The 19,453-nt window shown below is 45.7% G+C and carries 15 protein-coding genes; 9 read left to right on the top strand and 6 right to left on the bottom strand.

Going from position 1 to position 19,453, the window contains the following annotated elements:
- Positions 1–21: 21 nt before the first annotated feature.
- The gene (locus HF322_RS05880) at positions 22–1,131 is read right to left on the bottom strand and encodes a PotD/PotF family extracellular solute-binding protein (RefSeq protein ID WP_223193190.1); all 1,110 of its coding nucleotides are present in this window, start codon (positions 1,129–1,131) and stop codon (positions 22–24) included.
- Between the two features lie 228 nt (positions 1,132–1,359).
- Here HF322_RS05880 and HF322_RS05875 point away from each other — a divergent pair, with 228 nt between their 5' ends.
- The 3 genes from HF322_RS05875 to HF322_RS05865 all read left to right on the top strand — a co-directional run bounded on the left by HF322_RS05875 (position 1,360) and on the right by HF322_RS05865 (position 4,945).
- Positions 1,360–2,157: a 3-oxoacyl-ACP reductase gene (locus HF322_RS05875; RefSeq protein ID WP_223193189.1), complete on the top strand. Its 798-nt coding sequence runs from the start codon at positions 1,360–1,362 to the stop codon at positions 2,155–2,157.
- Positions 2,158–2,430: 273 nt separating this feature from the next.
- A complete protein-coding gene (locus HF322_RS05870) occupies positions 2,431–4,050 on the top strand; it encodes an AbgT family transporter (protein ID WP_169392476.1) in 1,620 nt (539 codons plus the stop codon).
- A gap of 133 nt (positions 4,051–4,183) precedes the next feature.
- Positions 4,184–4,945: a hypothetical protein gene (locus HF322_RS05865; protein WP_169392475.1), complete on the top strand. Its 762-nt coding sequence runs from the start codon at positions 4,184–4,186 to the stop codon at positions 4,943–4,945.
- On the opposite strand, the gene HF322_RS05860 is transcribed toward HF322_RS05865, so the two are convergent.
- From HF322_RS05860 to parC, 3 genes are all read right to left on the bottom strand, one after another.
- Positions 4,942–5,739 carry a Cof-type HAD-IIB family hydrolase gene (locus HF322_RS05860; RefSeq protein WP_169392474.1) on the bottom strand — a complete coding sequence of 266 codons (798 nt, stop codon included), beginning with the start codon at positions 5,737–5,739 and terminating at the stop codon, positions 4,942–4,944. The genes HF322_RS05865 and HF322_RS05860 overlap by 4 nt on opposite strands.
- A 36-nt stretch (positions 5,740–5,775) precedes the next feature.
- Positions 5,776–6,822 carry a TIR domain-containing protein gene (locus HF322_RS05855; protein ID WP_169392473.1) on the bottom strand — a complete coding sequence of 349 codons (1,047 nt, stop codon included), beginning with the start codon at positions 6,820–6,822 and terminating at the stop codon, positions 5,776–5,778.
- A 91-nt stretch (positions 6,823–6,913) separates the two neighbouring features.
- Positions 6,914–9,187, bottom strand: coding sequence for a DNA topoisomerase IV subunit A (gene parC, locus HF322_RS05850; RefSeq protein WP_169392472.1), 2,274 nt, complete (start codon positions 9,185–9,187; stop codon positions 6,914–6,916).
- Between the two features lie 322 nt (positions 9,188–9,509).
- Here parC and HF322_RS05845 point away from each other — a divergent pair, with 322 nt between their 5' ends.
- The 6 genes from HF322_RS05845 (at position 9,510) to HF322_RS11560 (ending at position 17,684) form a co-directional block, all read left to right on the top strand.
- Positions 9,510–11,273, top strand: a complete 1,764-nt coding sequence (locus HF322_RS05845) for a von Willebrand factor type A domain-containing protein (protein WP_223193188.1) — start codon at positions 9,510–9,512, stop codon at positions 11,271–11,273.
- A gap of 203 nt (positions 11,274–11,476) precedes the next feature.
- Entirely contained in the window at positions 11,477–13,213 is a 1,737-nt protein-coding gene (locus HF322_RS05840; RefSeq protein ID WP_169392471.1) for an AMP-binding protein, read from the top strand.
- A gap of 245 nt (positions 13,214–13,458) precedes the next feature.
- The gene (locus HF322_RS05835) at positions 13,459–15,156 is read left to right on the top strand and encodes an AMP-binding protein (protein ID WP_223193203.1); all 1,698 of its coding nucleotides are present in this window, start codon (positions 13,459–13,461) and stop codon (positions 15,154–15,156) included.
- A 96-nt stretch (positions 15,157–15,252) separates the two neighbouring features.
- Positions 15,253–15,969, top strand: coding sequence for a ribonuclease PH (rph, locus tag HF322_RS05830; RefSeq protein WP_169392469.1), 717 nt, complete (start codon positions 15,253–15,255; stop codon positions 15,967–15,969).
- A 61-nt stretch (positions 15,970–16,030) separates the two neighbouring features.
- Entirely contained in the window at positions 16,031–16,525 is a 495-nt protein-coding gene (locus HF322_RS05825; RefSeq protein WP_169392468.1) for a hypothetical protein, read from the top strand.
- Between the two features lie 142 nt (positions 16,526–16,667).
- Entirely contained in the window at positions 16,668–17,684 is a 1,017-nt protein-coding gene (locus HF322_RS11560; RefSeq protein WP_188211227.1) for a hypothetical protein, read from the top strand.
- 10 nt (positions 17,685–17,694) lie between these two features.
- Here HF322_RS11560 and hemJ read toward each other — a convergent pair whose 3' ends face one another.
- Entirely contained in the window at positions 17,695–18,129 is a 435-nt protein-coding gene (hemJ, locus tag HF322_RS05815; RefSeq protein WP_169392467.1) for a protoporphyrinogen oxidase HemJ, read from the bottom strand.
- Between the two features lie 56 nt (positions 18,130–18,185).
- Entirely contained in the window at positions 18,186–19,289 is a 1,104-nt protein-coding gene (gene bioB, locus HF322_RS05810) for a biotin synthase BioB (RefSeq protein WP_169392466.1), read from the bottom strand.
- Positions 19,290–19,453: the final 164 nt, after the last annotated feature.

Genomic DNA, 19,453 nt, shown 5'->3' with positions numbered 1-19,453 from the left:
GTTTTTTATACATAATAAAAATTAACGGTTGGCTTTGAGCTTATCCCAATATTGTTGATAAAGTTGTAGCGCATCATCGCCAACGTCTTCTTGAAATTCCGCTTTGGCTAAAATATCTTTATTGGGATAAATGGTCGGATTATTGCGAACGCTGTCGTCCATCAGCTTTCGCGCCTCGATATTAGGTGAGGCGTAACCAATTTCTTCGCTAACGATTTTGGCGTTTCCAGGTCGCAATAAGTAATCGATAAATTTATGCGCCGCATCAACGTTTTTGGCATTTTTTGGAATGACAAAGTTGTCCATCCATAAAAGCGCGCCCTCACTTGGGTATTTATAAACCAGACTCGTTAAGCCCTCATCATTTGCCATGACCGCCTCGCCGTTCCAAGTCATGCCGATGTTGGTTTCGCCCTCGATATACGGCATTCTTGAAGCGTCCGAATTAAAGGTTTTCACGTTTGGCATTAAGGTAGTTAGCTTTTCATAAGCGGCTTTGATTTCCTCAGCGTTTCGGCTGTTTCCAGAGTGACCAAGGGTTAAAAGCGCCATACCAAACACTTCGCGCATGTCATTCATCAGCATCACTTGACCTTTATATTCAGGTCGCCAAAGGTCATTCCAACTGTTTACCATTTTCGGGTCAATCGCATCGCCATTAATTGCAAGCCCCGTGCTGCCCCACATATAAGGGATCGAGTATTTATTATCAGGGTCAACTTTGGTGTTGGTAAACGAGGTGTCCAAGTTTTTAAAATTGCTTAATTTGGACTTGTCCAACTCTTGTAATAAGCCTTCGTTTGCCATTTTTTCAACATAATAGGTCGAGGGCACCGCCAAATCGTATTGGCTTGAGGTGTCGAGCAATTTGAGCTTGGCGTACATCGCCTCGTTTGAGTCAAAGGTGGTGTAATTGACCTTGATTCCGGTTTCTTTTTCAAAGCCGTCCAAAATTTCTTGCGGCATATATTCCGACCAGTTGTACAAATTGAGCGTCTCGCCGGAGCTACTGGCATTATTTGCTGCCGAATTGTCCGCTTTATTACAGCCGGCAAGGCTTGCGGCGATAACCGCGCAAGCAAGAACTTTTGGCAAAATTTTGGCAGAAGGATAATAAGGTGATGATGTCAAAACGGCGCTCCTCAATCAGCTAAAAAATAGTCGTCACTTGACTCATGATAGGATTATGGTTGTGACAAGTCAAAATTTAAAGAGCTTGAGCAAAACTTGAGCAAAAATAGCGTCCTGAAAAGCCAACTGAAGCTAAGGTAAAAAAGCTTAGCATAACCATGCTATGATGACGGCTGATAACTCAATATCAAAATATGAGCCGGAACAAGATAATAAAAGGATTTAACAATGACGACTAATGAAATTATGATTCCTAAGCTGCTGACGAATAAAGTCGCCATTGTCACGGGCGCAAGCCGTGGTCTTGGCGCTCAAATTGCTAAGCAGTTGGCAGCGAGCGGCGCAAGCGTTTGCGTCAATTATCTTAACAGTAAAGACGCCGCTGAAAACGTGGTAGCAGAAATCATTGCCGAAGGCGGACAAGCATTTGCTTATCAAGGTGACGTGACAAGCCTTGAGCAAATGCAAGCCATGAGCGCAGAAGTGGTCAATCGCTTTGGAAAAATTGATATTTTGGTTAACAATGCGCTTCCAAATTATCAGTTCAACCCAAACGCTGAGTTTACAAGCATTGAAACTGTCAAATGGTCGCATTTTTCGCAGCAAATTGAGGGCATTGTTCAAGGCGCGGTCAATACCGTTCAAGCGGTTTTACCGCAAATGAAATCGCAGCAACTGGGCAAAATCATCAACATTTCAACCAACCTAGTTTATAACCCTGTGGTGACGTATTACGATTATACCACCGCCAAATCGGCGCTGATTGGACTGACGCGCAATTTAGCAAGTGAGCTTGGTCAATTTGGTATCCGTGTCAATTTGCTGGCAGGCGGGCTGCTTAAAACTACCGATGCCAGTAGCCTTACCACCGAGGAAGTTTTTGATTATATCGCTACCACCACGCCGCTTCGTCAAGCCACCTCAGTTAGCGATTTTGCCAATTCGGTCGTGCTTATGGCGTCCGATTTAAGCCTTGCTATTACAGGGCAATCGATTGCTGTGGATGGCGGCTTAACGATGCCGTAATAAAAGCATGCCGTAACAAGACTTCGTTTTGAATCGAACCATAAATAAAAGCCACTTAAGCAACCAAGCGATAGCTGTTGCCATAACGGCATTAGTTTATTAAAAATAATTTTATTCTCAAAAATATATTCCCAAAAGTTTCTAATATATTATAAAAAAGTTTGTTTTGCCTGCCAAAATATGCTTAAATTTTGGTTTTTAACCCAAGTGGTCAACAGCAGTCAAGCCAATTGCACCACTTTTGCGACCATCTAAAACATATTAGGGACAGTTATGCAGGGAAGTTCATTACCAGATAGCACGCCGCCGCCCAACGATTTTGAAAATGCCGCGCAAAGCTCGCGGATGCAGCGCTTTTTAAAAAGCGTTGAATGGCTTGGCAACTTGCTACCACATCCGGTGATTTTATTTGTTTGGATGTCGGTGTTGCTTTTAGTATTATCCGCCGTATTTGCTTATTTTGGCGTGAGTGTCACTGACCCAAGACCTGAGGGCACAGCAGGTCGAAGTGAGGACGGCATCATTTATGTGGTCAACTTATTAAACGGTGAAGGTCTTGCCAAAATCGTTGAAAATTTGGTGACCAACTTTACCGGATTTGTGCCGTTAGGAACGGTACTGGTGGCACTGTTAGGTGTTGGCATTGCCGAGCGCTCAGGGCTAATTTCCGCCGCGCTTCGTGGTTTGGTGCTAAATGCCCCGCGAAAAATGGTCACCTTTACCGTTGTTTTTGCCGGCATTATGTCCAATACCGCAGCAGAGCTAGGTTATGTGGTGCTTATTCCCTTAGCGGCTGTGATTTTTCACTCGTTAGGTCGTCATCCTTTAGCAGGGCTTGCGGCAGCCTTTGCCGGCGTGTCGGGCGGTTATAGTGCCAACCTTTTGCTTGGAACGGTCGACCCTTTATTGTCGGGGATCACCCAAGAGGCGGCGCGGATTATCGACCCAACTTACACGGTTGGCGCAGAAGCCAACTGGTACTTTATGATGGTAAGCACCTTTTTGATCAGCGGTCTTGGATATTTTGTCACTGAAAAAATCGTTGAGCCAAGCTTGGGAGAATACAACCCAAAAGAAGCCGACGACCCAAGCGTCCTTGACAACAAAATCGAGCCAGTAAGCGCGCTTGAGAAAAAAGGGCTGATTTGGGCAGGCGTCAGCATGATTATATTTTGCTTATTGCTGGCTTGGACGATTGTCCCTGCCGATGGGGTATTGCGAAATGCCGAAACGGGACTGGTTTCAGGGTCGCCATTTTTGCATGGTATCGTGGTATTTATCTTTGTGTTTTTTGCTGTCCCTGGTTACATTTATGGCAAAATCACCAAGAGCATCACCAGCAATCAAGATGTGGTCGATGCCATGAGCCACGCCATGAGCTCGTTAAGTATTTATATCGTTTTGGTATTTTTTGCTGCCCAATTTACCGCGTTTTTTAACTGGTCAAATTTAGGCTCAGTGATGGCGGTATCTGGCGCGACATTTCTTAACGACATCGGACTATCAGGACCTTTGTTGCTGATCGGTTTTATTTTGATTTGCGCCATGGTCAACTTAATGCTGGGATCAGCGTCGGCGCAGTGGGCGGTAACCGCGCCAATTTTTGTGCCCATGCTCATGCTGACCGGCTACGCGCCGGAAATGATTCAGGCAGCGTACCGAATTGGCGACTCAACGACCAACATTATTACCCCGATGATGAGCTACTTTGGACTGATTATGGCGGTGGCAATCCGCTATAAGCGCGGAACAGGTGTCGGAACGTTGATGGCGATGATGCTGCCGTACTCGATGATTTTTTTATTCGGTTGGGTGACGCTGTTTTGCATTTGGGTGTTTGTTTTTGGGCTTCCGGTAGGTCCTGGTGCGGAAACGTTTTATCCCGCGCGATAGTTTTCAGCTTTAAAACTGCTATTAAAAACTTTGCAAAAAACCTTTACTGATTAGTAAAGGTTTTTTTATTGCCGTTAAAAAAGAATTAAAAACACGCTACTATCATTTTAATATTATAAAAAAAGAGCCTTTTATGACCGAACTTGATGATTATTTTGCAAATAAACAGCAGCAAATTAATGACTTTTTAACCCGAGCCAACCCGTATTTAGACGACAATCCGCTGTTTTTTGCCGGTCACTTTATCACCGGAAAGCTTTATCATCCCGACATTTTATTTATCGGTATCAACCCCGGTCATCGCTATTGGCAAGACTTAACCGCTCGGCAAAATAATACCAAATTGGTTAATTTTAAAAGTTTGCCTTGCAAGTTTATTGAGGACGCCGCTCATGGCAATCGCTTTGCCCGCCGCGTGATTGATGTGGCTTGTCTTGGTGATGCGGCAAAGCTTGAGCGCTGCGCCGAGACCAGTTTGCTGTCCTATTTTGCCAGCCCTACCGAAAGCGTGGTGAAAGCGCAACTGAAAAAACTGCCCAAAGCCATGCAGCTTGAGCATCAAGAATTAATGCAATTGCCACTTGCGCAAATCGCACCCAAGCACATCGTTTGTATTGGTTGGCGAACCTTTGATGAATTTATCAAGCGCTACCAAATCCCGCGAAAGTCTCGAAGCGATATGCCATCGCGGCAGCTTCCCATTCGGGTTACCAAAGATAGCTCAAGTAGCAAACTTATGGACTTTTATGTCAAAACCGAGGTCAATGGCATTCCCGTTCATGGCGTTCGGCATTTCTCAACGCCGCTAAGCCATGAGATGCTGTCGGAATTAAAGCAAATTTTTAGCGACATTTGGGCGCAAATTGAGCAGCCAAACATTGAGCCATCAGCTTAACTTGCTAAAAAATGCTCAACCACGTTTTGAATACCGTTTTCTTCAATGCTACCGGTGATAAGGTTAGCGCGCGCTTTTAGCTCATCTTTGCCGTCGCCCATTGCCACCGCAAAACCGACCAAATCAAACATTTCTAAATCGTTTAGCCCATCGCCAAACGCCATGCAGTCGCGAGCATCGACCGCAAAATGCTCACAAACGTCCAAAATGCCGCGCGCTTTTGAGGCATCAATCGGCAAAATATCGCCTATGATGGGATGCCAATGCACAAGTTTTAGCGCATGACGGTCAAAGTTCACGTCTTGCATTTTGTCATCTTGATTGTCAAAAAATACTGAGCACTGATAAACGGTGTTAAATTTGCAGTAATCGGGGTCGATGATGCTACAGCTTTTGATTTGGTCGTGGTAGGTGGTTTGCCATTCGTGCTCATCCGACCAGACGATTTGTGATTCGGCGTCGAACTTATAGACTAGACCGCTTTGGTTACAAAGGTCGGCGATGGTGGTCGCTTGCGCTGCGCTCAAAGGGTAGTGGCTGATGATGCGCTCGTTGTCAAAGCTGTATTGACCGTTCATGCAGATGATGGCGTCCAAAACACCGGCGTCAAGCAATTCGGTGATGTCAGGCGGTAAGATGACTTTGGAGCGACCGGTTGAGATGACAAGCTTAATGTCGGTATCGGCAAGCGCCTCGAGGGTCGCTTTGTTATTTGGGGCGATTTTACCGTTTCGGCTTAAGGTGTCGTCAATGTCAAAAAAAATCATCTTTGGGGTGGGAATTTTGTTACTCATAGTTAATTTCCTAACTGTTTCTTATTATAAAAATCTTTATATTTTTAATTTAAAATTCAAATTGCTTTTTGGTATTTCCAAATAGCTTATAGCTGTGTAAGCATGAGGTGCGAAGCTCGAAAAGTTTACTATAAAATCATTATCATCCCAGTAAAAGTCAATATTGTTTTCATCAATTTCGTCAACATGATTTATTAGAAAATCCTGATCTTCCTTTGCATATTTTTCGACTTTATCTGTTAACCATGTTGTTAAGCAATCATATTCAATGAAGTCATCTAAAGTTAAAGTTCTTTCAGGGTTTAAAGCAAAATGTCTATGACTTAAGTAATGATTTGGATGAGCGCCACCTGAATATTCACTTATACCTGTTGACACTGATAAAATTTCGGATGAATGAATGGTTATAATATTTCCGATTTCAATATAATAGTAGCTTCCTTGTAAGGGCGGAGCTAAATCATATTTTTTTTCAGAATTTCGGAAGTTATCAATAAGATCAAAAATCTCTCTTTCAATAAAAGAGTTTATATATTTTGCATCAAAGAATGAGTTTTCTCTACAGATACTGTAATCAATAGAGTAATCATATGGAGTCTTTATTTTAAGTTCATAACCGTCGGACTTTTTCACACAGTCTTCAAGCAAAATATTAGATTTATCAATTGAAGATAAATACTTCTCTCTTTGATAGTCTAAAGAATCTACAATTTTATCTGTAAGCTTGCAATCGTCAAACTTAATATATTGATACTTCGATAGACTCCTTGGAATATCGCAATCATCAATTAACACAGGAAGAATATAAATATCATCTGAAAGCCTTTCCTCAGCATAGACATCCATACGCTTTATTTCTCTCTGGATATAGCCTCTTTTTTTAGTTGCTTGTTTTGATAAAAGGATGACCACAAAGTCTGAATTTTTTAAAGCGTTTTCAATTTCATTGTCCCATGGTATTCCGATTGGTAGTTTTTTAGTATCTAGCCAAGGGTCATAAGAGTGTATTTTAAGGAAATCATAAATAATTTCTGCTTTTTCACTATCTTCAGAAGCATGGCTAATAAACACTTTACGATACATCAACTTTTCCTTTAAGCTAAATTAGAGCATTTAAAGCTTATGAGAATATAAGCTTAAACTGAAACGAAAGAAAGGCTAGAACGTTCAATAGTCACTCCCCAACCAAAACATCACTCACATTTTGAAAGCCCCTTGGCAGTTTGCTGCCCCGACCCGCCCGCGACCCTTGATACGTTGCCAAATCGCTTGGCTTTAAGGTCACGTGGCGTTTTCCTGCGGTGATGACAAGGCTGTCGGTCAGCGCAATTGGCGTGATGCTGATGACGTTTTCGCCCTCTTTTAAATCAATCAATTTATTGCCTTTGCCGCGAGCTTGGGTAGGCAGCTCATCGAGTGGAAAAATCAGCAAATATCCGGCGTCCGTGGTAACTGCCAAATGGTCAGGATTTGCCGCCGTGTCTAACGTTGCAACCGGAAGCAATCGGCTGCCAGCCAAGTTAATGATGCTTTTGCCTGATTTTTGGTTGGTATCCAAGTTGCCAAGGGTGTTGATAAAGCCGTAGCCTTGAGCGCCAGCTAGGATAATGCGCTCCTCCGTGCCGCCGGAGAGCAATTGCTCAAAGGTCGCGGCAGATGGTGGCTTTAATACGCTCGTTAACGGGTCGCCTTGACCGCGAGCGGACGCTAGGCTATGAGCGTCAATACTGTAGCTGCGACCGGTGCTGTCGAGAACTAGGATTTTGGCATTAGACTTGCCGCGCGAGTGCGCCTGATAGCTGTCGCCGGCGCGAAAGCTCATGCCGCGCGGGTCGACGTCGTGACCTTTGGCAGCCCTGATCCAGCCCGCTTTTGACAGTACAGCAGTGATGGGCTCGCTTGGCATCAGGTCGGACTCTTTAAGCGCTTGCGCTTCATCGCGCTCGATAAGCTGCGACATTCGGTTGTCGCCGTGAGCTTTCATATCCTCACTCATTTCATCAATCATCAATTGCGTAAGGCTATCAGGATTATCCAAGTGTTCTTGAATGGTGGCGCGCTCGCGGTTTAGCTCATCTTGCTCGCCTTTGAGCGCCATTTCCTCAAGTTTTGCCAGTTGGCGTAAGCGAATGTCCAAAATTGCGCCGGCTTGAATGTCGCTTAAGCCAAAGGTTGCCATAAGCGCCGCTTTTGGGTCGTCCTCTTCGCGGATGATTTTAATGACCTCATCGATGTTTAAATAGGCAATCAATAAGCCTGCCAAAATATGCAAGCGCTTATTGATTTTATCCAAGCGAAATTGTAAGCGGCGGGTGACAACGACGCGGCGGCACTCAAGCCATTCGGTAAGGATTTCTTTTAAGTTTTTGACCTGCGGCTTACCATTTAGCCCGATCATGTTCATGTTAACGCGGTAGTTGCTCTCAAGGTCGGTGCTGGCAAACAAATGGCTCATGACGCGCTCAATATCAACGCGGGTTGAGCGCAGCTCAAGCACGATTCGGCACGGGTTTTCGTGGTCGGATTCGTCGTGAATGTCGGTAATCCACGGCAGTTTTTTCTCCACCATGAGTCGCGCGATTTGCTCTTGGATTTTGCTTCCTGAGACTTGATAGGGCAGCGCGTCAATGATGATCAGGTTTTTTTCTTTGTCATCAATATGATAGGTGGCGCGCATTTTATAGCTGCCACGACCGCGCTCATACATCGCTTGTAAGTCTTTTTTACTGGTGATGATTTCAGCGCGAGTGGGCAAGTCAGGGGCAGGGATAGACTGGGTTAATTGTTTAATGGTTAAGTCCGGATTTTTAAGCAAACGAATGGCGGCGCGGACGACCTCGTTTAAATTGTGCGGCGGAATGTCGGTTGCCATACCCACGGCAATGCCAGTGGTACCATTTAATAAAATATTGGGCAAGCGCGCGGGCAACGTGGTTGGCTCTTGCATTGTGCCGTCAAAGTTATCTTGCCAATCGACCGTTCCTTGACCAAGCTCACTTAACAGCGTGTTGGCATAAGCGGACATTTTGGCTTCGGTATAGCGCATGGCAGCAAAGGATTTTGGGTCGTCAGGGCTGCCCCAGTTGCCTTGACCGGTGATAAGCGGATAGCGGTAGCTGAACGGCTGCGCCATCAATACCATCGCCTCATAACAAGCGATGTCACCGTGCGGGTGGTATTTACCAAGGACGTCACCGACCGTTCGCGCTGATTTTTTGGGTTTGGCGGACGCTTTTAACCCAAGCTCGCTCATGGCATAAATGATGCGCCGCTGAACCGGTTTTAGCCCATCGGCAATGTTAGGCAGCGCGCGATCCATAATCACGTACATCGCATAGTTCAAATACGCCTGCTCGGTAAATTCGGCAACCGAACGCGAGTCAACCGCTTCGCTTAATGGCGCTTTTGACTCAAAAGTATCGTCAGATAAAGTAAGACTTTCGGACATAATCAACATTCACTTTTTAAAATTTGGCTTTTTAAAAACAGAACGCCCAAATCAGGGCAATGGCGCTATCGTAAAGCAATTAAGGGCAATTAAAAAGGGCAAAATGACGCTAAACGACGCGGGATGACGCAAAAAAACGTCAAGAATCATTGGCTTTTGATCCCTAAATTCGCTATAGTCAATATAAAACCAGTCAAGCTTTGTTTGTTAACTCGGCGGCTGAGTTTCCTTGTATTTAAGCTTGGTTATGGGTCGTTTTGGCTGTCAATCGCTGCATTTTTTGCCGCAATCAGCGCTCAAATTAAGATTAAGGAGTATTGCCATGGTTCCTTATTTTTCCTCCAAGCGTTGTTTACCGCTGCAAAAATCGTTATCCCAACCTTTTTTAAAGCCAGCGCTTTATCTTTGTGTGATGACCGCTATGCTCAGCGCTTGTAGCACCCAAAAGCAAGACACGATGAGCGAGCCGAGCAGCCCTGCAAACAGCTCAAAAAGTGTCAGCCGAAGCAGTGACAGTATGGCAGGCGAGGTCGCAAATGCTGATATGGCAGCGCCCGTGGTCGAATATAGCGAAGCGGAAGTGGTCAGCGCCGAGCCGTATTATCCTACCCCAAACGAGATGGGCGACAATTATCAAAAAAATATCGCCAACGCCATTCAGCGAACCCTTGATAATCCCGTTGCCACGTTGTCGATTGACACCGATACCGGAAGTTACGCCAACATTCGCCGCTATTTAAATGAAGGCAGCTTGCCGCCTCGTGACGCCGTTCGCGCTGAGGAGCTGATTAACTATTTTAATTATGACTTTGCCAACAGCAAGCGCTTGGGTCGAGCGCCATTTGTGGTGGAAACGGAGCTGGTCAGCTCGCCTTGGAACACGTCCAATCAAGGCAATCAAATCTTAAAAGTTGGCATCAAAGCGGTGGACAATTTAAGCTTTATGAAACAAATGCCCCCTGCCAATTTGGTGTTTTTGGTGGATGTTTCAGGGTCGATGGATGAGCCGGACAAATTGCCACTTGCCAAATCCGCGCTGAATTTACTTAGCAAGCAGCTTCGCGCTGAAGATACCATTAGCATCATCAGCTATTCTGGTGAAACCGAAGTCGTTTTGCCTGCCACTCGTGGTAATGATACCGCTAAAATCCAAGCCGCCATCAATAGCCTGCAAGCTGAAGGTAGCACCAACGGCGAGGACGCGCTTAAGCTTGCCTATGATGAAGCGCAAAAATCCCTGAAAAAAAATGGCATCAACCGCATTTTGATGCTCACAGATGGCGATTTTAACGTGGGAATTAGCAGCGTTGAGGAAATGCTCGATTTGGTCAAAGCCAACCGCAATCGTGGCATATCCTTATCCACCGTCGGCTTTGGTCGCGGCGATTTAAATGACTTTATGATGGAGCAAATGGCAGACAGCGGCAACGGCAATTACAGCTATATCGATAGCCTGATGGAAGCCAAAAAAGTCTTTAGCGATGAGCTTGCCTCAACCTTTAACACGGTGGCAAGTGACGTTAAAATTCAGCTTGAATTTAATCCCAATGCGGTCAGTGAATGGCGTTTGATTGGCTATGAAAACCGATTGCTAAACGAAGCCGACTTTAACAATGATAAGGTAGATGCCGGTGAGATTGGCGCAGGAAAATCCATGGTAGCGCTCTTTGAAGTCACCCCAAAAGGTCAAAAAGGCAGCTTTGAGCCGCGGCGCTACGCCAAACCGCAACCGCTAAAAGCACTGGCAAATCCTAACGCGCCCGAGCTTGGCTTTTTAAAGGTTCGCTACAAGCTCTCCCCGCAAGCAAGGTCGCAATTGGTTGAGCTGCCCATTTTGGCAACGAATGGCGTTGCTATTGGCCGCGCCCATCCGGATACCCAGTTTGCCATCGCCGTTGCTGGATTTGCGCAAAAATTGCAAGGCAGTGACTATATTAATCACTGGCAATTTAGCGACAGCAAGCGCTTAGCCAACCAAAGCTTGAGTCAAAATACTGTCAGCGACCCCAATGGGCTTCGGCGAAACTTTGTTCAATTACTTGATCTTGCCGAAGCGCTATCGCCAAACGATGCCGCCAAGCGCTAATCCCAATTTTTTAAGCCATGCTGCGTGATTGCGCCGCATGGTTTTTTATTACTTTCGACGTTATTTATCCCAACAATTTCTAAGGCAAGCTGTCAACAACCTTTGCAAACTGACCACGCAATCTTTTGTATTGAGTCCACTCCTTAAAGTGTGTATGTTAAAGGCAAAGGAGCACAGCAATAATAACATTTTAGGAGACGATTATGGACAATCAAAGCGTTGGCACTCGCCATGAGGACAAAGTTTGGCTTAAGACTTACGAGGCGCTTGGGCTCAACTATGATATTCAACTGCCGCCGGATAATACCTCGCTCATTGATATTTTTGAGGCAAGCTTTGCTAAATTTGGCGACAAAACCGCCTTTGTTTGCATGGGCGCAAGCATCAGCTTTCAAGAACTGGATTTATATAGCCGACAAATGGCGGCGTATTTGCAATCACTGGGACTTAAAAAAGGCGATAAAGTGGCAGTCATGATGCCCAATATTTTGCAGCTTCCGGTTGCGGTGATTGGCGTGCTGCGGGCAGGGCTGACGCTGGTTAACGTCAATCCTTTATACACGACCCCTGAGCTTGAGCATCAGCTTAAAGACTCGGAAGCCAAAGCGCTCATTTTGGTCGAAAACTTTGCCAAAACATATCAAGATATCGGTAAAAAAATGGTTGACCATGTTGTCATCACCTCGATGGGCGACTTGATGGGAACGCTTAAAGGCTTTGTGGTCAATACGGTTGTCCGCCACGTCAAAAAATTGGTGCCAAGCTACAATATCGCAGGAAGCGTCAGCTTCAAGCAAGCGCTTCATGAAGTCAGCGCCAGTAAATACAAGCGCCCAAGCCATATTGGTTTAAATGACGTTGCCGTGCTGCAATATACGGGCGGCACGACAGGCGTTGCCAAAGGCGCGATGCTGACTCATAAAAACTTGGTGGCAAACCTCATTCAATGCGACACCTTTTTGGGAAGCGCCTTTGATGAGTTTGACCATAAAGGCGAGCAGCCAGTGATTTTGACCGCGCTGCCGCTGTATCATATTTTCTCATTTACCGTTTGTGGGATGTTTGGCATTTATCGCGGCTGCATTGGGCTGCTTGTTCCCAATCCGCGCGACCTTAAAAGTTTGTTAAAAGATTATAAAAACCATCCACCGGCGTTTTTCCCTGCGGTCAATACCTTGTTTAATGCGCTTGCCAATAACGATGAGTTTAAAGCACTCGATCATAGTAAACTTAAAATGTCGATGGGCGGCGGCATGGCGGTTCTCAAAGCTACCGCTGAAAAATGGCGTCAAATCACGGGCAACATCATCGTTCAAGGTTATGGCTTGTCCGAAACGTCCCCCGTTGCTACGGCAAACCCTGCCAACCAAGCTACCTTTGGTGGAACGATCGGTATCCCAATGCCCGCAACGGACGTGGCAATCTTAGATGACGAGGGCAATGAAGTGGCGCTTGGTGATCGCGGCGAGATTTGCGTTCGCGGCCCGCAAGTCATGAAAGGCTACTGGAACCGTGAGGAAGCGACCCGCGAAGTCATGACTGAGGATGGCTATTTTCGCACCGGCGACATTGGTATCATGGATGACGCAGGTTTCGTCACCATCGTTGATCGCAAAAAAGACATGATTTTGGTGTCCGGATTTAACGTTTATCCCAACGAAGTTGAAGACGTGATGGCGGCGCATCCTAAGATTTTAGAATGTGGCGTGATTGGCGTTCCTGATGACAAAAGCGGCGAAGTTCCCAAAATTTTTGTCGTTCGTAAAGATGACAGCTTAACGGTCGATGACGTATTGGCGTTTGCCAAACAAAACTTAACCGGCTATAAACGACCGCGCTATGTTGAATTTATCGATGAGTTGCCAAAATCCAACGTCGGCAAAATCTTGCGAAAAGACTTGCGGGCAATGGAGGAAAATAAAGGCAAATCAGCCGCTTAGCCAATAATCCAAAACTCAGTTATCGCGCCGCCTTGGAATTTTGATAAAACGAGCCCTAACAAGTTCACAAATCATCACAAGGCGGGGCTGAACTTTGCTTTTTTTTCGACTATGCTATTGTTTTTAGCATCACTTTTTATTTTTGAATTTTTTATTAACACCTTTGGAAACCTGCTATGACTCAGCCTACTTCAAACCAACATACCAACAAATCGCTCCAAGCTGAAGCAACTGCGTTTCCAACCATGCCGGACATCCCAAGCAATCGCCCGTGGCTTGAGGCTTATGAGCGCTATAACATTGCGCCGACCATCGATATGCCTGATGACAATACCTCGCTACTTGAAGTGTTTGAGCGCAATTTTCGCCGTTATGGTCAAAAGCCGGCTTATATTTGTATGGATGAAAGCCTAAGCTACAAGCAGCTTGATTTGTTCAGCCGCCAAATTGCCAGCTATTTGCAATCTTTAGGACTTGATAAAGGCGATAAAGTTGCGGTAATGATGCCCAATTTATTGCAATATCCGATTATCGCGATTGGCGTGATTCGCGCAGGAATGACGCTGGTTAATGTCAATCCACTTTATACCAGCCGCGAGCTGTCGCACCAGCTTGAAGACTCAGGCGCTAAAGTGTTATTCATCGTAGAAAACTTTGCCAAAACCTACCAAGACGCCAAAAATAAAGGCGCGGTTGAGCAGGTGATCGTCTGCAAACTTGGCGATATGTTCGGTACCGCCAAAGGTTTTTTGATCAATATGGTTGCCCGCCATATCAAAAAAATGATTCCAAGTTATAGCTTGCCTGACAGCCAAAGCTTCAAACAAGTGCTAAACGCCGTATCCGCCAGCAAATATAAGCGCCCTGATTTAAGTTTAAGCGATGTTGCCTTATTGCAATATACCGGCGGCACAACGGGCGTTGCCAAAGGCGCGATGCTCAGTCACGGCAATTTGGTCGCCAATATGCTGCAAATCCGCGCGCTGATGGAAAGCGCCTTTGAAGATGATCCCAATGCCGATGATGTCATTTTGACGGCGCTACCGCTGTATCATGTGTTCTCATTCATGGTTTGCGGCATGTACAACATGTATGAAGGCTACGCGGGACTGCTCATTCCCAATCCACGCGATTTGGACGGTTTGATCAAACAAATGGGCAAATATAAGCCTGCGTTTATTCCAGCGGTGAATACTTTATTTAATGCTTTGGTTGGCAATAAAAATTTTGCCGAGCTTGATTTTTCTAATTTAAAAGCAGCAATTGGCGGCGGCATGTCAGTACTGCCAAGTGTTGCCAAACAGTGGCACCAAATCACAGGGCTGCCGATTGTTGAAGGTTATGGCTTGTCAGAAACCTCGCCAGTAGTTGCCTTTAACCCCATGACCATCGCTGAATTTACCGGAAAGATCGGCATTCCGGCATCAAGCACCGATATCATTTTGATTGATGACGATGAAACAGAGTTGCCCATTGGCGAGCGCGGTGAGATTTGTGTCAAAGGTCCGCAAGTCATGATTGCCTACCAAAATCGCCCTGATGAAACCGAAAAAACCTTTACCAAGTCCGGCTATCTAAAAACAGGTGACATCGGCATCATGGATGAAAAAGGCTTTATTAAAATTGTGGATCGCAAAAAAGACATGATTTTGGTGTCCGGATTTAACGTTTATCCCAACGAAATTGAAGAAGCAATGAGCGAGCATCCGGCGGTCAAAGAGGTCGGCGCAATCGGTATTCCAAATGACAAGCGCGGCGAAGACCCCAAGATTTTTGTGGTGAAAAAAGGCGATGTGACCGAAGAAGAATTGCTTGAGTTTGGTAAAAAGCAACTGACCGGTTATAAACGACCGCGCCATGTTCAGTTTGTTGATGAATTGCCAAAATCAAACGTTGGTAAAATCCTTCGAAAAGAGCTTCGTAAAATGGAAGGCCTAGAATAAGAAGCAGATCGAGGACGGCTTAAAAGTTGATATTTCTAAAAATGGGCGTTAGGATAGCGGCAACTTTTATTTTCACTGACCATTTTGGAATGATTTATGCGAATTGATAACCGGCAGTTAAATGAGCTTCGTCACGTCCGCTTTGAGCGTCACTACACCAAGCACGCAGAAGGCTCAGTGCTGGTCAGCTTTGGCGACACCAAAGTGCTTTGTACGGCAAGTATTGAGTCAGGCGTTCCGCGTTGGCTTAAAGGCAGGGGTAAAGGTTGGGTAACCGCAGAATATGGCATGCTTCCGCGCGCCACCAACACCCGAAATCAGCGTGAAGCCGCTCGCGGTAAACAGTCAGGTCGCACCCAAGAAATTCAGCGCTTGATTGGTCGCAGCCTGCGCGCGATGGTCGATTTGGATAAGCTTGGCGAAAATACCATTTATATCGATTGCGACGTGTTGCAAGCCGATGGCGGCACGCGAACCGCAAGCGTGACGGGTGCGGCGATTGCGCTCATTGATGCGCTCGAAGCTTTACAAAAAACCAAAAAGCTAAAAAATGATCCGTTGATCGGTTTAGTTGCTGCCGTTTCGGTCGGCATTAAAGGCGGGGATGCCTACCTTGATTTGTGCTATGAAGAAGATGCCAGCTGCGACACTGATTTAAACGTGGTCATGACCCAATCCGGCGCTTTCATCGAAATCCAAGGTACGGCGGAAGAAAAGCCCTTTTCACGAACGGAAGCCAATGCCATGCTCGATTTGGCAGAAGGCGGCATTAAAGACTTGATCGCCTTACAAAAAGAAGCGCTTGGTTGGTAGCCTTTTTGATTAACGGCTTTTTTAATCGCTGCTTTAATAAAAGCGAAAGGCGCAATTGATTATGCTCAAGCTGACCGAAAACGGTGCAAAAATTACCTTAACGGACGCTCCAAAAAAGAGCGATAACGGGCTATTTTGGTTTGGCGCGGTACTGCTTATCGCTGCGGTTGCCGTTGCGGTTGCGATGAGTTTATTTCCAGTTCGGCACTCGATTGCGGCTTTAGCGTTGTTGGTGGTTGCAAGCTTTGTGTTTAATTTAAAACGCCAACAACAAAAAAAAGCCCAAAGCAGTCTCATTCAAGGCGGTATCCTTTGGGTAAGATCCGGTGAGCTGGTTCACGACTGTCACGGTCGCCGCGATCACATCGCGTTAAGTAATGATGATAAGGTCAGCCAAATTGGCAACCAGCTGAGCATTACGGATGCAGCGCAACTGCCTAAATATCAAATCAGCGGCTTTGATAGTGAACAAGAAGCCGCGGCTGCCAAAGCCATCCTTCAAGGTCAAGCGTTGCAAAAGCGTCACGCCAACATCAAGTTGCAATCCGATAATTAAACCTTTTGTCGCAATTTTGGCGCCTTTTATTTGCAACAGTCAGCAATATTACTTGCAGAAACTGAGCAAAATGGTTTATAACTGATTTTGGCGCTGATAAAAGGTTTTATCAGTAAGTGATGGCTGTGAGATGAGGTTTGCGATGTCTTGTGGTTCAGTGATATTTTGCAATAAGCGTTTTGTTGTTGGTAGCGCGATTGGTTTTGGGATGGTGGCAAGCATAAGTGCCGCTTCTGCAAATGTGACGATGGACAGCTTAAGCCAATTGATTGCGCAAAAATCGGAGGTACGCGAGGAAATCAAAGTGCCGCCTGCGCGAATCAGTACCCAATCGTCTATCAGGCGTACCAACACTCAGCCTACCATTTCTTATGGCGCAAGTTCAAATAGCACTGCCAATTCACAAAGTTATTCTTCTTATCCGGCGTATCAAAACTCTGCAAGCTATAGTAGCTCTCCCAGTCAGCCAAGCTATGCTGCTCAAAGCGACTCAAATCAAAGCTACTCAAATCAAAGTTATCAAGCTCTAAGCTCCTCTGCCCAAAATAAATCAGCTTATAACTCAAATATAAGTAGCGCTCAACCCAAACGCTTAACCCTCATTCAATCTGCCAAAACTGCCAGTGCTTCGCCAAAAGCTGCAACTTATCCGACCATCGTTACCGCGCCAAAAGTGCCTGCTGTATTGCCCGCATTTTTACGGGGCAGCGGTATTGCAGGAAACTATGACAATGTCGATAGCAGTTATTTGCCGCTATTATCACAAGCTGAATCACAAAGCAGTCGGGCGGCGCGTGAGGTACTTGCAACCGCACGGGCAATGGCACTGAATGAACGAACCATCATTAAAGGCGGCTGCTGGGATTATTTAAACGCCGTATTTAATCGGGCAGGGGTGACCAAAAACACCATTTTAAAAGGCGCTTATAAAGAGGGACCTTATGCCAACCCGCAAGAGATTCAGGTCGGCGATTGGCTGTATTATATCAATCATGGCTATAACGACATTGAACACAGCGGCTTATTTGTCGGTTGGGTAGATGAAGCCAACAAGCAAGCGCTTATATTAAGCTATGCCGGAGAGAGCCGTCACGAGCCTGCGCGATACAAGGTTTACGACTTAAGTCACGTTTATCACATTATGCGACCGGTGATTTAACTTTAAAATATTAAAAGGGCTTTACCACCACCAAAATCACAATAATAACGAGCGCAAATACTGGAATTTCATTAAACCAGCGCCAAAATACGTGTGACTTATACTGCGGATTATCCATCAGTTTTTTACGATAAAATCCGCAAGCGCCGTGATAAGCCGACAGTAAAATCACAAGGACAAGCTTGACATGAAGCCAGCCTTGCGACTTATAAACATCCCAACCAAGCAATACCATCCAAAGCCCAAATGCCCAAGTTGCAATCATTGCAGGGGTCATAATCCCGCGATAAAGCTTACGCTCCATAATGGCAAAGCGATCTTGGCTGATCTTATCCTCGCTCATCGCATGATAAACAAACAATCGCGGCAAATAAAAAATCGCCGCAAACCAGCATACCATTGAGATGATATGAAATGCTTTGATCCAGTTAAAATACTCGGGCATGAGACTCTCGGCTGAGTTAGGAGGGCTTATTAATTAGGCAATCAAATCATTAATTATCAATCGGCAAGTACCAAGGCAGATTCATGACCGCTCATCGCATCTACCACTGGCAAAACTCTTGGCGCTCGCGGCTCTGCAATTTGCGCCTGAAGTCCAAGCTCGCGCATCAAGCGCTGATCATTTGATTGGCTTGCGTTTCCAGTCGTCAGTAATTTATCCCCATAAAAAAAGGAATTGGCTCCCGCCATAAAGGCAAGCGCTTGCTCAGCGTCCGACAGACTTTCGCGACCTGCTGACAAGCGAACGTAACTGGTTGGGCAGCAAATTCGAGTCACGGCAATGGTTCGGATCCATTCAAGCACGGATAATTGACCCTCGGCAATCACCTTATCGCCAAGCGGTGTTCCTTGAATCGGCACCAGTAAATTGACCGGAATGGATTCTGGCGGCTTGGGCATGGCGAGCAGCTCCATCACCCAATCAATTCTATCATCACGGCTTTCGCCCATACCAACGATATTGCCGCTACAAACGTTGATTCCAGACGCGCGAACTTGAGCAATCGTATCTAATCTGTCATCGTAGCTTCGGGTGCTGACCACTTCATCATAATAACGGCGCGAGGTGTCCAAATTATGATTGTAATAATCAAGCCCTGCATCCGCCAATTGGCTTGCTTGATCGGCATTGAGCATACCAAGGGTCATGCACGTTTCAAGCCCTAAAGCTTTGACTTCTTGAATTAATTCAACCACATAAGGCATGTCTTTAGCGCTTGGGTGCTTCCAAGCTGCGCCCATACAAAATCGCGATGAGCCGCTGGCTTTGGCGCGTTTTGCGGCAGCAATCACTTTATCAACCGCCAAGCGCTTTTCGGCTTCAAGCTTGGTTTTTTCACGGTGGTGACCGGACTGCGAGCAGTAACCGCAATCTTCAGGGCAATTACCGGTTTTGATCGATAAAAGGGTGCTGATTTGAACTTCATTGGCGTTAAAATGCTTACGGTGAACACTTTGCGCTTGCAGTAACAAGTCCATCAAGGGCAATTCAAACAATTGCGCAACCGCCTCGCGGCTTTTGATCGGGGCATTTGCAAAAGTGGGCGCTGATGAAGAATTCGAGGATAAGCTTGGCTCCAAAATATGTTGCAGGATCGCCATAAAATAAGTCCTTTTATAATGATGCTAAATTCAGGATAGAAAAGGGGTTCACGCGGATGATGTTTAGATGATTTCAACTTTTGATAATAAAATCACAAAAAAAAGGTGCAGTAACTTTAGTATACCGCAACCTTCTTTAAAATAGCAGACTTAAAATTCATGGG

The sequence above is a fragment of the Psychrobacter sp. MF31 genome (assembly GCF_012847335.1).
Classification (GTDB): Bacteria; Pseudomonadota; Gammaproteobacteria; order Pseudomonadales; family Moraxellaceae; genus Psychrobacter.
Note: the sequence above shows the minus strand (reverse complement) of the source record. Positions and strands in the feature narration are given on the sequence as shown.